Origin of the sequence: Enterococcus sp. CR-Ec1 (genome assembly GCF_002850555.1) — a bacterium.
Lineage (GTDB): Bacteria > Bacillota > Bacilli > Lactobacillales > Enterococcaceae > Enterococcus_D > Enterococcus_D entomosocium.
The window spans coordinates 939,620-952,763 of sequence record NZ_CP025223.1; the positions used below are offsets into that span (position 1 = coordinate 939,620).

11 protein-coding genes and 2 pseudogenes are annotated in these 13,144 nt (G+C 41.9%); 12 read left to right on the forward strand and 1 reads right to left on the reverse strand.

The genetic code is table 11. The features are described from left to right. Positions 1 to 4 precede the first annotated feature (4 nt). The 7 genes and pseudogenes from CXM95_RS04405 (at position 5) to cls (ending at position 8,013) form a co-directional block, all read left to right on the forward strand. Positions 5 to 820 carry a DUF1189 family protein gene (locus tag CXM95_RS04405; RefSeq protein WP_101698865.1) on the forward strand — a complete coding sequence of 272 codons (816 nt, stop codon included), beginning with the start codon at positions 5 to 7 and terminating at the stop codon, positions 818 to 820. Positions 821 to 1,067: 247 nt separating this feature from the next. Continuing rightward, a pseudogene (gene secA, locus CXM95_RS04410) lies at positions 1,068 to 3,452 on the forward strand (preprotein translocase subunit SecA); the annotation flags it as partial. Positions 3,453 to 3,497: 45 nt separating this feature from the next. Further along, positions 3,498 to 3,572, forward strand: a pseudogene (locus CXM95_RS19175) (SEC-C metal-binding domain-containing protein); the annotation flags it as partial. Positions 3,573 to 3,660: 88 nt separating this feature from the next. Then, a protein-coding gene (gene prfB, locus CXM95_RS04415) for a peptide chain release factor 2 (protein WP_101495161.1) occupies positions 3,661 to 4,768 on the forward strand; the annotation gives its coding sequence in 2 pieces (ribosomal slippage) (positions 3,661 to 3,732 and positions 3,734 to 4,768; 1,107 coding nt in all). A 112-nt stretch (positions 4,769 to 4,880) separates the two neighbouring features. After that, positions 4,881 to 5,567 carry a cell division ATP-binding protein FtsE gene (gene ftsE, locus CXM95_RS04420; RefSeq protein WP_005237293.1) on the forward strand — a complete coding sequence of 229 codons (687 nt, stop codon included), beginning with the start codon at positions 4,881 to 4,883 and terminating at the stop codon, positions 5,565 to 5,567. Beyond that, a complete protein-coding gene (gene ftsX / locus CXM95_RS04425; protein ID WP_005237292.1) occupies positions 5,560 to 6,444 on the forward strand; it encodes a permease-like cell division protein FtsX in 885 nt (294 codons plus the stop codon). The genes ftsE and ftsX overlap by 8 nt, the downstream gene beginning before the upstream one ends. A 123-nt stretch (positions 6,445 to 6,567) precedes the next feature. Next, positions 6,568 to 8,013 carry a cardiolipin synthase gene (cls, locus tag CXM95_RS04435; RefSeq protein ID WP_005237291.1) on the forward strand — a complete coding sequence of 482 codons (1,446 nt, stop codon included), beginning with the start codon at positions 6,568 to 6,570 and terminating at the stop codon, positions 8,011 to 8,013. A 62-nt stretch (positions 8,014 to 8,075) separates the two neighbouring features. On the opposite strand, the gene CXM95_RS04440 is transcribed toward cls, so the two are convergent. Then, on the reverse strand, positions 8,076 to 8,195 hold the full coding sequence (locus tag CXM95_RS04440) for a DUF4044 domain-containing protein (RefSeq protein ID WP_005237290.1): 120 nt from the start codon (positions 8,193 to 8,195) through the stop codon (positions 8,076 to 8,078). A gap of 332 nt (positions 8,196 to 8,527) precedes the next feature. Here CXM95_RS04440 and CXM95_RS04445 point away from each other — a divergent pair, with 332 nt between their 5' ends. From CXM95_RS04445 to CXM95_RS04465, 5 genes are all read left to right on the forward strand, one after another. Beyond that, entirely contained in the window at positions 8,528 to 8,896 is a 369-nt protein-coding gene (locus CXM95_RS04445; protein WP_005237289.1) for a DUF3397 domain-containing protein, read from the forward strand. A 198-nt stretch (positions 8,897 to 9,094) separates the two neighbouring features. After that, on the forward strand, positions 9,095 to 9,526 hold the full coding sequence (gene mraZ, locus CXM95_RS04450; protein ID WP_086299296.1) for a division/cell wall cluster transcriptional repressor MraZ: 432 nt from the start codon (positions 9,095 to 9,097) through the stop codon (positions 9,524 to 9,526). Between the two features lie 25 nt (positions 9,527 to 9,551). After that, complete coding sequence (rsmH, locus tag CXM95_RS04455; RefSeq protein WP_034878729.1) at positions 9,552 to 10,511, forward strand: 16S rRNA (cytosine(1402)-N(4))-methyltransferase RsmH; 960 nt, start codon at positions 9,552 to 9,554, stop codon at positions 10,509 to 10,511. A 5-nt stretch (positions 10,512 to 10,516) separates the two neighbouring features. Next, a complete protein-coding gene (ftsL, locus tag CXM95_RS04460; RefSeq protein WP_008377334.1) occupies positions 10,517 to 10,936 on the forward strand; it encodes a cell division protein FtsL in 420 nt (139 codons plus the stop codon). Further along, complete coding sequence (locus CXM95_RS04465; RefSeq protein ID WP_008377336.1) at positions 10,937 to 13,132, forward strand: penicillin-binding transpeptidase domain-containing protein; 2,196 nt, start codon at positions 10,937 to 10,939, stop codon at positions 13,130 to 13,132. The last annotated feature ends 12 nt before the right edge of the window (positions 13,133 to 13,144 follow it).

A 13,144-nucleotide genomic window follows, 5' to 3' on the forward strand; every position in this document is an offset into this window, starting at 1 on the left:
TAGGATGTCTGAACAACGATTTCCCTTAACATACTTTGGGGCCATATTTTCTCCAACAAAAGTCTATGCATGGCGTAAAAAATTAAATCGCTGGCAGCAAGTGTTTGTCTATATTTTCTTGATGTCCTTGCTGATGATCCCGCTGACCTTGATGATCAGCAAGCAAACGGATCAAGCCTTTGCAGCATTTTTCCCCCATGCAAAAACACTCATGACTGCTGAAACAGCAGCCGAATACAGTGAACTGCAGCTGGAAGATGGCAAACTTTTAACGGATGAGTCACAAGTCTTTTCGCAAACAGAAGCGGGCATTATAGGTGTTGCGCTTTCAGAAGCGGACCTTTCAAGAGCAAAATATGCCATCAATTTTCGTGAAACAGACTGGACCATCAAAGAGGAAATCGATGGACAAACCTATCATTATGAGATGCGTTACACGGCGGAAATGATGCCTGATCAAGTGCATGATGCGGCTTCGTTTCAGAGAGTGATCGAAGACGGCTTTTATCGCAACAACGAGACGGCGATTTTCTTCAGCCAGACGATCACGGTGGCATTTTTATTGGTGGCAATGAATAGTATCCTCGTCATGGGCGCAGCGTGTTTCCTCTGGCTGACGAAAAAGTCGCGACTGTCGACGATCAGCAGTTTCAAAGAAAGTACCAACGTGATTTTGAATGCACTGGGGGCAGGCTCTCTGGTGGCGATGTTGGCAGGATTTATTGGCGCGGACATCATCTTGATGATTGGGATCCAATCTTTAGGCATGCTGCTGATGCTCTTCTTAGCTTTCTTAAAAACCCGTTTTAAAACGGCCTAATTTGCAAATATTCGCAACAAGTCATTTGGACGTGCGCTGGACTTTGGGCACCGATCGATGGCTTGTTGCGTATTTTTTCCCTTCGTTTCTTTAAAATCTGTGAAAAAAGGTTAAGAATCCGTTTATCACGCAAGATTGATGCGATAGTTCTATCGAAAAATATTTCATTTATGGTGAACTAGTGCTAAAATAGTTAGGAGAGTTTCCAGCTAGGATAATGTAGAAGTAAAAGGAGAATTATTAAGGTATGGCCAATTTTTTTAGAAAATTAATCGAAAACGACAAAAAAGAATTAAAACGTCTTGACCATATTGCGAATCAAGTTGAATCACATGCGGATGAAATGGCCGCTTTATCTGATGAACAATTACGCGGGAAAACCGATGAATTTCGTCGTCGTTTCCAAGAGGGAGAGACTTTGGATAAATTATTACCTGAAGCTTTTGCAGTAGTACGTGAAGCTGCAAAACGCGTTTTGGGTCTTTATCCTTACCACGTCCAATTAATGGGTGGGATCGTCTTGCATGATGGGAATATTCCAGAGATGCGTACCGGTGAAGGGAAAACCTTGACGGCGACATTACCTGTTTATTTGAATGCCTTGAGTGGTCAAGGCGTCCATGTCGTAACCGTCAATGAATACTTGGCAACTCGTGACTCGACTGAGATGGGAGAGCTGTACAACTTTTTAGGATTGACAGTCGGTTTGAACATCAACTCAAAATCAGCAGAAGAAAAACGTGCGGCGTATGCTTGTGACATCACTTATAGTACAAACAATGAATTAGGGTTTGACTATTTGCGGGACAACATGGTGGTTTATCGTCATCAAATGGTACAACGTCCATTAAACTATGCCATTGTCGATGAAGTCGATTCGATCTTGATCGATGAAGCGAGAACGCCATTGATCATTTCAGGACAAGCAGAAAAATCGACCGCGCTATACAATCGGGTCGACAATTTCGTCAAACGCTTGACGGAAGAAGAAGACTACAAAATCGATATTCAATCAAAAACGATCGGCTTGACAGAACGCGGGATCGAAAAAGCGGAAGAGACCTTCGGCTTAGAAAACTTGTATGATATCGAAAACACCGCATTGACCCATCACTTGGACCAAGCGTTGCGGGCGAATTACATCATGATTCGTGACATTGATTACGTGGTGCAAGATGGCAAAGTAATGATCGTTGACCAATTTACAGGTCGGATCATGGATGGCCGCCGCTATTCTGACGGGCTGCATCAAGCGATCGAAGCAAAAGAAAGTGTCGAGATCGAAGATGAAACCAAAACGATGGCGACGATCACATTCCAGAACTACTTCCGGATGTACAAAAAATTGTCTGGGATGACCGGTACTGCGAAAACGGAAGAAGAAGAGTTTAGAGAAATCTATAACATGCAAGTCATTCAGATTCCTACGAATAAACCGATCTTACGGGATGATCGTGCGGACTTGCTTTATCCAACACTTACCAGCAAATTCCAAGCAGTCGTTCAAGACATCAAAGAACGTCACCGCAAAGGGCAACCAGTCCTTGTAGGGACCGTCGCTGTTGAGACTTCTGAATTACTATCATCAATGCTTGATCGGGAGAAAGTTCCTCATGAAGTATTGAATGCCAAGAATCACTTTAAAGAAGCGGAAATCATTTTGAATGCTGGGCAAAAAGGCGCTGTAACGATCGCGACCAATATGGCTGGTCGGGGAACGGATATCAAGTTGGGTCTTGGTGTTGCAGAACTAGGCGGATTGGCAGTTATTGGTACCGAGCGTCACGAATCACGACGGATCGACAACCAGTTGCGGGGACGTGCGGGACGTCAAGGAGATCCAGGGATGTCGCAATTTTACCTGTCGCTAGAAGATGATTTAATGAAACGTTTTGGTTCTGAACGAATCAAAGTGTTCTTAGATCGGATGAAAATCGATGAAGGCGATGCCGTGATCCAAAGTAAGATGCTTTCAAAACAAGTAGAATCTGCCCAAAGACGAGTGGAAGGGAATAACTACGATACCCGGAAAAACGTCTTGCAATACGATGACGTAATGCGAGAACAGCGGGAAGTTATTTACGGACAACGTCAAGAAGTAATCATGGAAGAAACGGATCTTTCACCACAATTAATGAATATGGTGAAACGTTCCATCAGCCGTGTCGTTGACAGTCATACGCAATTAGAAGAAAGCAATTGGAATTATGAAGGAATCGTTGATTTTGCTGCCAATGCACTTGTTCATGAAGATACCATCAGTATTGAAGACATCAAGGGCAAATCAGCTCAAGAGATTAAAGATTATCTAAACCAACGGGCAGAAGAAGTCTTTGAACAAAAGAAAACACAACTTAATAGTCCAGAACAATTACTGGAATTTGAAAAAGTAGTGATTTTACGAGTCGTTGATACGAAGTGGACCGACCACATCGATGCCATGGATCAATTGCGCCAATCGGTTGGGTTACGGGCTTATGGACAAAACAATCCGTTAGTTGAATACCAAACAGAAGGATTCAATATGTTTGAAAACATGGTTGGAGCCATCGAGTATGAAGTAACTCGTCTGTTTATGAAGGCAGAAATCCGCCAAAACGTTCAACGGGAACAAGTAGCCCAAGGAGAAGCACAAGGGGTAGAAGAAGCACCGGCTGCCCAAGCGCCAAGTTTCAAAAACGTGGGCCGCAATGATCCTTGTCCTTGCGGAAGCGGGAAAAAATTCAAGAATTGCCACGGGAAAAATATGTAACACGTTTTGAAAAAGGTGAGAGTAGGCTGGCAGACGTTTTTGTCCAGTCTACTTTCGTTTGTAAGAAAAAAAGAAAGAAGGAATTTTAATGGAAATCGCAGATATTCGGAATCAATTGACCCAGATGAATGAAAAAATAATCAGTTTTAGGGGGTCTCTTTGACTTAGATCAGTTAGAAGAGGACATTGCGGAAGCGGAACACCAAATGGCAGATCCTACCTTTTGGGATGATTCAGAAAAAGCTCAACAAGTCATTAACGCCAACAATGCCAACAAAGAGACTTACGATCAATTCAATCAGCTAGCAGAAGAATTGGAAGAACTCGAAGTGATGTTGGAAATGATTCAAGAAGAAGCCGATCCGGAAATGGAAGCAGAACTTGATGCGCGAATCGGTAAGTTAAATGAGAAAATGGCTTCTTATGAATTGTCGATGTTGTTAGATGAACCCTATGATCGAAACAATGCCATCATCGAGCTGCACCCGGGAGCAGGCGGTACCGAGTCGCAAGACTGGGGCAGCATGCTGTTACGGATGTATACTCGTTTTTGCGAACAACATGGGTATCAGGTGGAAACTTTGGACTATCAAGCCGGTGATGAAGCGGGGATAAAAAGTGTCACATTACTTGTGAAAGGCCACAACGCCTATGGCTATTTGAAGTCGGAAAAAGGCGTGCATCGCTTGGTCCGTATTTCACCTTTTGATTCTGCTAAGAGACGGCATACGTCATTTTGCTCGGTGGATGTGATGCCAGAATTAGATGGGGCGATCGATGTGGAGATCAACTCAGATGATTTGAAGATCGATACGTACCGCGCAAGCGGCGCTGGTGGACAGCACATCAACAAAACCGAATCTGCTGTGCGGATCACTCACATTCCAACAGGTACAGTGGTCGCTAGCCAAGCCCAGCGTTCACAGCTGAAAAACCGTGAGCAAGCGATGGGGATGTTGAAAGCTAAGCTGTATCAATTAGAAGTCGAAAAGAAAGAACAAGAAGCAGCAGCCTTGCGAGGCGAGCAATTAGAGATCGGCTGGGGCTCGCAAATTCGTTCTTATGTCTTCCATCCCTATTCAATGGTCAAAGATCACCGAACGAATTTCGAAACTGGGAATGTACAGGCAGTCATGGATGGCGATTTGGACGGCTTTATCGATGCCTATTTGAAGCTGAAACTGAATCAAAAATAACCTGGTATGACTTAAACAGATTGAAACACAATTGTAATCTGTTGCAAGCAAGGTGAAATATATTCATGCTATAATAAGCCAGAATGAAAATTTGAGATGGAGAGATAGCTGTATGATAGAAATGAAAGATATAATGAAAAAGTACTCTAATGGTACGACTGCTATCCGTAACCTTTCGATTTCAATTGATCAAGGGGAGTTTGTCTATGTCGTTGGACCATCCGGCGCCGGAAAATCAACCTTTATCAAATTGATGTATCGAGAAGAAAGAGCAACAAAAGGCGTTTTGAATGTCGCAGGATATGATTTGGTCGGCATGAAAAACCGTGAGATCCCTTTGATGCGCCGGGAAATCGGCGTGGTCTTCCAAGACTACAAACTTTTACCGCGGAAAACGGTCTTTGAAAATGTTGCTTATGCAATGCAAGTTATCGGACGCAAACCCCGTGATATCAAAAAACGGGTGATGGAAGTTTTGGATTTGGTCGGACTGAAACATAAAGTTCGGGTCTTTCCAAGTGAGCTTTCCGGTGGGGAACAACAACGGGTGTCGATCGCTCGTGCCATCGTAAATACACCAAAGGTATTGATTGCGGATGAACCAACCGGAAATCTAGATCCTGAAAACTCATGGGAAATCATGAAATTGCTTGATCGAATCAATGCACAAGGAACAACGGTCGTTATGGCGACCCATAATAGTACGATCGTAAATACGATTCGTCATCGCGTGATCGCGATTGAGAATGGCCGCATTATTCGCGACCAAGCGGAAGGAGAATATGGTTACGATGATTAGAACATTTTTCCGTCATCTCCTGGAGAGTATTAAAAGTTTAAAGCGTAACGGCTGGATGACTATCGCGTCATTGAGTGCCGTGACGATCACATTAACATTAGTCGGTATTTTTCTAGGTGTAATCTTAAATGCAACAAAACTAGCCGAAGATATTCGTGAGAATGTGGACGTGTCGGTTTTCGTTGATATTGGTACAGAACAAGAAGACATGGATGCTTTAGAACAGGCCTTAAATGATCTGCCGAACGTTTCAGAAGTGACATTTTCTAGTCGAGACGAAGAATTGCAGAAGATCCAGGATGCCATGGGGGATTCATGGAACTTGTTCGAAGGCGACAGTAATCCACTGTATAACGTATTTGTTGTAAGTGCAACAGATCCAGAGTATACGACAGAGATCGCAGAACAAGCTGGGGATTTGCCGAATGTCTTTAAAGCCGATTACGGTGGAGATTCTTCTGACCGAATCTTTGAATTGTCTGCGGCTGTGCGGACTTGGGGCTTAGCTGCTGCTGTCTTACTGATTTTTGTGGCAATGTTCCTAATCTCTAATACGATTCGGATCACGATTTTGTCCCGTCAAAGAGAAATTCAAATCATGCGTCTGGTTGGGGCGAAAAACGGCTACATTCGTTGGCCATTCTTCCTTGAAGGAGGCTGGATCGGACTCTTAGGATCAATTGTCCCAATTGCGTTGATGTACTTCGGGTATCATCAAGTTTATGCAATGGTCAATCCATCCTTGCTACGTTCAAATTACAGCTTAATTGCACCAAATATGTTTCTAATACAAGTGTGCGGTGTGATGGCACTGATTGGTATCGTGATTGGTTCGCTTGGTTCCGTCTTATCAATGCGCCGATTTTTAAAATTCTAAACGTATGTTTTATTAAAGTCGATCGTCAGATCGGCTTTTTTTGTTTCATCACAGTGTTTCTTTACTTTAGGTACTATTTTTTGATATGCTTTAGTAGCGGGAAATCGGGGAAGAGGTGGAAAAATGGTTGTAATGGATAATTTGGTAACCATTTTATTTATAGTTAATATTTTGTTATCAATCATTATCATTTTCAGAGAGAGACGTCAGACTGCTCAGACATGGGCTTGGCTTTTGGTCTTGATGTTCATCCCAATCGTTGGTTTTGTGCTTTACTTTTTCTTTGGTAGAGGAATTTCCAAGGAAAAGATTTTCGATATGCGCTCACAAGCAAAGATTGGTCTAAACGTTGAATTAGAAGAACAAAAACAAGCGCTCGCGCGTCATTTGTTTCCGCATCCGCCGACTGCTCAAGTAGAAGTCCAGCAGTTAGTCTATCTGTTGACGGTCTTTGGTCAATCCCTCTATACGACAGCCAATAGCATGACACTTTATACCGATGGGCGGCAGAAATTTGATGCCTTGATCGCGGATATCGAACAGGCAAAAAATCACATTCATATGGAATATTATATTTATCGCAGTGATGCATTGGGAAATGAGGTCAAAGAAGCATTGGTACGAGCCGCAAAGCGAGGCGTAAAAGTAAGAGTCTTGTTAGATGCTTGGGGCAGTACCCAGGTATCATTGAAGTTTTTTGATGAATTGCGTCTGCATGGCGGGCAAATTGCCTTTTTCTTTCCTTTGTTCGTTCCTTATGTCAATCCGCGAATCAATTATCGGAATCATCGTAAAATCGTGGTGATTGATGGTGAGATTGGTTATACAGGCGGTTTTAATGTGGGAGATGAATATCTAGGACAAGTGGAAAAATTTGGTTATTGGCGAGACAATCACTTGCGAATTGCCGGTTCAGCTGTCTATTCGCTGCAAAATCGGTTTTTGATGGATTGGAATTCACAACATGCCTTGGAGATCAAATATGATCCTTCTTTGTTTCCTGAAATCAAACAAGCGGGGACAGTCGCAGCCCAAGTCATCACTAGTGGTCCTGATACGGAACATGAAGAAATTAAAATGACGTATTTGAAAATGATCAATTTAGCCAAGAAAGAAATCCTAATTCAAACGCCGTATTATATTCCGGATGAAGCCATTCATAACGCCTTAAAGTTAGCACTGCTCTCTGGGGTGAAAGTTCATATACAAATTCCGAACAAACCAGATCATCCCTTGGTTTACTGGGCGACCTATTCCTTTGCGGCTGAGCTGCTTCATTTTGGCGCAATCATTGAAACCTATGAGAAAGGGTTTATGCATGCGAAAACGATGATTATAGATAGTGGACTTGTATCGATTGGTTCAGCAAATATCGATGTTCGATCCTTTCGCTTAGATTTTGAAGTCAATACGATTATCTATGATGCGCAACTTGCGACTCAAACAAAAGAAGCGTTTCTGGCGGATTCGATCGATTCCAAACCGTTAACGATCGAAGCGTATCAACAAAGAAAATTGACGATCAAGATCAAGGAAGGCCTGGCACGTCTTGTGTCACCGTTACTGTAAAAAAATGCCCTTTTCCAAAAGATGGAAGCCATCATTTTGGAAAAGGGCATTTTTTAATAGGATTAACCCATAATACTTGTGTACGCTGCTAAGAAAATCGAGCCGACAGTGAGAATAAGCATGGTCCAGATCACGACTTGCGTGATTTTTGCAAAGGTACTTTTTGGTTTTTTCTCGTTCATTCTAATCCACCTTTTAGAGTTATTCTAGTGACAGTTTACCCTCAATTTCTCAAGAACTCAAGTTGATCCAAGGAGAAATTAAGAAAATTTCAATTTCACTATAAAAAAATTCGTTAGAATGGCAAGATAGGCTTGTTGAAGCTACTCCCTTCTGTTTTAATAGGTAAAGAAATACATTCTTTAAAACTTTCAAAAGTTAGTTGTTGAAATAAGAGCCTCCTTAAAAAATTTCATGGCTGTCTTATTCCGGCTTAAATTTTTAAAAGAACTGAAACATGGATGTAAAGAAAATAAAGTATAGTGACACTAGTTGTTAGAAAGGATTTTGCTGTATGTCTGGATTTAATCCAATCGTTTTGTTTTGGTATATTTTTCCTGTGCTCGTTTATTTTGCTTGTCGTTTTATCGTTTCTGCACTTTCGTTGAATGATCGTTTCCATGTGAAGGCACCGGATTTAGCGGTACCATTTTTAATGGTGGGGATTCATCAATTATCAAAATATACTTTTGATCAAGCAATCACATTGTATTATTTGATCTCCATTTTTTTATTAGGCATTCTACTGGCCGTCTTTCAGGCGTACTACTATGAAGAGATCCAATATGGTCGCTATTTTAAGATGTATTGGCGCAGTATTTTTCTATTTACGATCATTTTTCATGTCGTTTTGATCATTCTAAATATCGTAAGTTACTTATAGTGTTTTGCCCCTTGATAAACGTCCATTTTTTCACTTAAAGTTTTTTTAAAGACTTTAAGGAGTCTGATTTCCTCTTTTTGTTCATTTGGTAAAGAAAAGTCAAACAACTTCCCTTTCAAATTTCATATAATTTGTGGTAGAAAGTGGGGGATTGTGGTAGACTGTGAATATCAGGTGGAGATCGGGGGTTATTTATCGATGTTTATGGGTGAATTTCAACATTCGATAGATGCAAAAGGCCGACTAATCGTCCCTTCAAAACTACGAGGAAAACTCGGAGAAAAATTTGTTGTGACACGTGGATTAGATGGCTGTTTATTTGGCTACCCCTTATCTGAATGGGAAAAACTTGAAGAAAAACTAAACGAAATGCCTTTAGCGAAAAAGGATGCTCGGACATTTGTCCGCTTCTTTTATTCTGCTGCAACAGAGTGCGAGATCGATAAACAAGGACGAATCAATATCCCTGTTACATTGAGAAATCATGCAGACCTTACTAAAAGCTGCGTGATCATCGGGGTTTCAAATCGAATCGAGATTTGGGATGAAACGCGTTGGCAAGCATTCTCTGAAGAAGCAGAAGAAAACTTTGATGAAATTGCTGAAACAATGATCGACTTTGGCTTATAGGCTTGATAGGAAGAGGAAAAAACACATGGCAGATTTTCAACACTACACCGTTATGCTACAGGAGACCGTTGATGGATTATCAATTCGTCCAGAAGGCGTCTATGTCGATTGTACATTAGGTGGAGCTGGTCATAGTGAATATTTATTGTCACAACTGTCTGAAGAAGGACATCTCTTTGCTTTTGATCAAGACCAAACCGCCATCGACCATGCAAAAGAACGTTTAGCACCTTATGTTGCTAAAGGGATGGTCACGTTTATTAAAAGTAATTTCCGCTATTTAAAGGAAGCATTGAATCAACACGGCGTAAGCCGAGTCGATGGTATTTTGTATGATTTAGGTGTTTCCTCACCCCAATTAGATGAAGCCGAACGTGGCTTTAGCTACCACCAAGATGCACCGCTGGATATGCGGATGGATCAAACTGCAGCATTGACTGCCTATGAAGTGGTCAATCAATTCGACTACCATCAATTAGTCAAAATCTTCTTCCGTTATGGAGAAGAAAAATTCTCAAAACAAATCGCTCGGGAAATCGAGCGGGTGAGACAAGATCATCCCATCGAAACAACGGGGGAATTGGTCGATATCATCAAAACAGCCATTCCAGCTCCAGCAAGAAGAAAGGGCGGTCACCCAGCAAAACGGGTTTTCCAAGCCATTCGAATTGCAGTCAATGATGAGCTAGGTGTAATTGAAGACTCACTTGAACAAGCCATTCATCTTTTAGCAGTCAACGGACGTGTCAGTGTGATCACGTTCCACTCATTAGAAGATCGCATTGTGAAATCGATGTTCAAGGAATACAGTACACCAAAGGATATGCCACCAGGTCTGCCGATGATACCAGAAGAATTTCAACCAACATTAAAACTTATAACAAGAAAACCACTGCTTCCTACTGAGGAAGAAGTAGCTGAAAATAATCGTTCTCGTAGTGCGAAACTACGAATCGCGGAAAAAATCAAGGAAAGCGAAGGGTAACAACTATGGCAGAACTAAAAGTTCATGACTATGAATTCAGAGAACCTCTTGAATCACAACCTTTGGATCACTCTGAACCGACAACTGAAAAACTGCCTACTGATCCCCAGCGTCCTGAGGTCATCCGTGTACCAGCATCTCCGGCTCGTCGGTTAAAAAGTATTTCTACTCTAGAAAAACTGATTGCTGCCTTTGTGATTATCGCTGTATTGACGTTGGCAATCTTGACCATCAATATTCGGACCAATATCAGCCAAGTTGAGCATGATATTTCCTTGATCCAATCGGATATCACTGAGAAAACAACACAAGCAGAACAGTTGGAACAAGAGAAAAATGAACTTTCTAAAACCGAGCGCATCCAAAAGATTGCTGAGGATAATGGATTGTCGATCGATGATGGCAATTTAAGGAAAGTGGACTAAATGAAGTTAACAGATAAATTCAAGCAATACTTAAAAAAGAACAATCAAACTACAACGAACAATCGCAAAAAAGTAGGTATTATTCTCTTTGCTACGAGTATTGGATTGTTCTTTTTGTTTGTCACGCGTTTGAGCTATATCGTCATTGTCGGGGATGTCGCGGGAACTTCATTAGCAGAAAAGACCAAAAATCTTTATGAAGGCAGCGAAGTGATCAAAGCGAAACGTGGAACAATCTATGACCGTAATGGGATTCCGATCGCCGAAGATGTGACCTCGTATTCCATTTATGCTGTTTTGAATCAGAATTACAAAGATGGCAACAAAAATCTCTTTGCAGAAAAAGCAAACTTCAATAAGTTGGCCAAAATTTTGTCAGATGTATTGTCCATTGATCAAGAAACAGCAGTCAATACGTTAGAGGATGGCCTTGAGCAACAATTGTGGCGGGTCTCTTTTGGGAGCAAGGGAAATAATATTACATTAGAACAAAAAAATGCGATCGAAGATGCAATGGAAAAAGAAGATATTGCCGGCTTCCATTTTGATAGCCATCCAGCTCGCCTTTATCCGAATGGGGTCTTTTCTTCTCACTTTATCGGGTATGCTGTTGCCAATGATGACGATACTGGTCTAGTCGGCAAAACTGGGTTGGAAGCTGCTTACAATGATGTATTATCGGGAACTGATGGTGAGATCGTTTATCAAAAAGATAACAATCAAAACCCGCTGCCCGGAACAGTAGCAGAGACCGTCGCAGCCGTTGACGGAAAAGACGTTTATACCACCATCGATAGTCGAATCCAAAGCTATTTGGAAACGCTGATGGACAGCGTCTTTAAAGAAAACAAACCAGAAAACTTAACAGCGAACTTAATGGATGCCAAAACCGGCGAAATCATAGCGATGGCGCAACGACCAACCTACAATCCAGAAAATTTGGATTCGATCAATGATTGGCAAAATCTGTTAGTTGAAGACAACTATGAGCCAGGATCAACCATGAAGATTTTGACGACAGCAGCTGCCATCGATCAAGGCATCTTCAATGAGAACGAAACCTTTACCCCAAGTCCTGATGGATTAAAACTTTACGATGCAACCATCAATGACTGGGACTTTGGTCAAAAAGGAACACTGACGATGCGCCAAGCTCTTTCATGGTCCAGTAATATCGGAATGGTGACCTTGGAGCAGCGGATGGCTGATCGTTGGCAACAATACTTAAAAGAATTTGGCTTTGGCCGTAGCACCTATTCAGGATTGCCTAACGAAAATACTGGAATCACCCCAGAAGATAATCCTGTCAGCCAAGCGATGACTTCCTTTGGTCAAGCGATTGGTGTGACGAATTTCCAAATGATGCAGGCTTTCACATCGGTCGCAAATAATGGAACGATGCTGAAACCACAATTTATTAGTAAAATCGTTGATGGCAATACTGGAGAAGAAACGGTCACGCAACCAGAAGAGGTCGGCCATCCGATCACAAAAGAGGCTGCAACAGAGGTCCGTGAATATATGCGTGATGTTGTCGAGAGTGAAAATTATGGAAGTGCCTATGGCGTTTATGAATTACCTGGCTACAACATTTCTGCAAAAACAGGGACGGCCCAAGTAGCCGATCCAACAACCGGTAAGTATTTGTCTGGTGGCACCAATTATCTATATTCCGTTGTTTTGATGTTTCCTTCAGAAGAACCAGAATACATTTTGTATTTGACGATTAAATTACCAGAGAAGCACGAAAGCACCGTGTTGGGTGAAATTGCCAATCCATTGATGAAACGGGTCATGGATCTGAAAAACTCTGCATTAGAAGAAAGCACAACATCTGGTAGCGAAACAACTGTGGGGGATTATCGCAATCTCGATACAGAATCGGCTGCAACGGATGTTCAAAAAGCTGGATTGATCCCGGTAGTCATCGGGGATGGTGAAAAAGTCATTGCCCAATCGGTTGACAGTGGGACTTCGATCATGCCTGGCGGACGGGTACTGCTCGTTACCGACAGCGATAAGTACTATATGCCGGATACGACTTCTTGGTCAAAAGCAGACTTAATCAAATTTGGTAGTCTGCTGAATGTAGACGTCAGTTTTGAAGGAAACGGCTATTGTACCAAACAAAGCGTGGAACCATACACCGAATTATCAGGACAATCGATCAAGTTTACACTAAGTGAAAACGAATAAATAGGAGAGAAC

Bases quoted from the DNA above. Each gene is read 5' to 3' on its own strand.
- CXM95_RS04405 (WP_101698865.1), top strand. From the start codon at position 5: ATGTCTGAACAACGATTTCCCTTAACATACTTTGGGGCCATATTTTCT.
- ftsE (WP_005237293.1), top strand. From the start codon at position 4,881: ATGATAGAAATGAAAGATATAATGAAAAAGTACTCTAATGGTACGACT.
- ftsX (WP_005237292.1), top strand. From the start codon at position 5,560: ATGATTAGAACATTTTTCCGTCATCTCCTGGAGAGTATTAAAAGTTTA.
- cls (WP_005237291.1), top strand. From the start codon at position 6,568: ATGGTTGTAATGGATAATTTGGTAACCATTTTATTTATAGTTAATATT.
- CXM95_RS04440 (WP_005237290.1), bottom strand. From the start codon at position 8,195: ATGAACGAGAAAAAACCAAAAAGTACCTTTGCAAAAATCACGCAAGTC.
- CXM95_RS04445 (WP_005237289.1), top strand. From the start codon at position 8,528: ATGTCTGGATTTAATCCAATCGTTTTGTTTTGGTATATTTTTCCTGTG.
- mraZ (WP_086299296.1), top strand. From the start codon at position 9,095: ATGTTTATGGGTGAATTTCAACATTCGATAGATGCAAAAGGCCGACTA.
- rsmH (WP_034878729.1), top strand. From the start codon at position 9,552: ATGGCAGATTTTCAACACTACACCGTTATGCTACAGGAGACCGTTGAT.
- ftsL (WP_008377334.1), top strand. From the start codon at position 10,517: ATGGCAGAACTAAAAGTTCATGACTATGAATTCAGAGAACCTCTTGAA.
- CXM95_RS04465 (WP_008377336.1), top strand. From the start codon at position 10,937: ATGAAGTTAACAGATAAATTCAAGCAATACTTAAAAAAGAACAATCAA.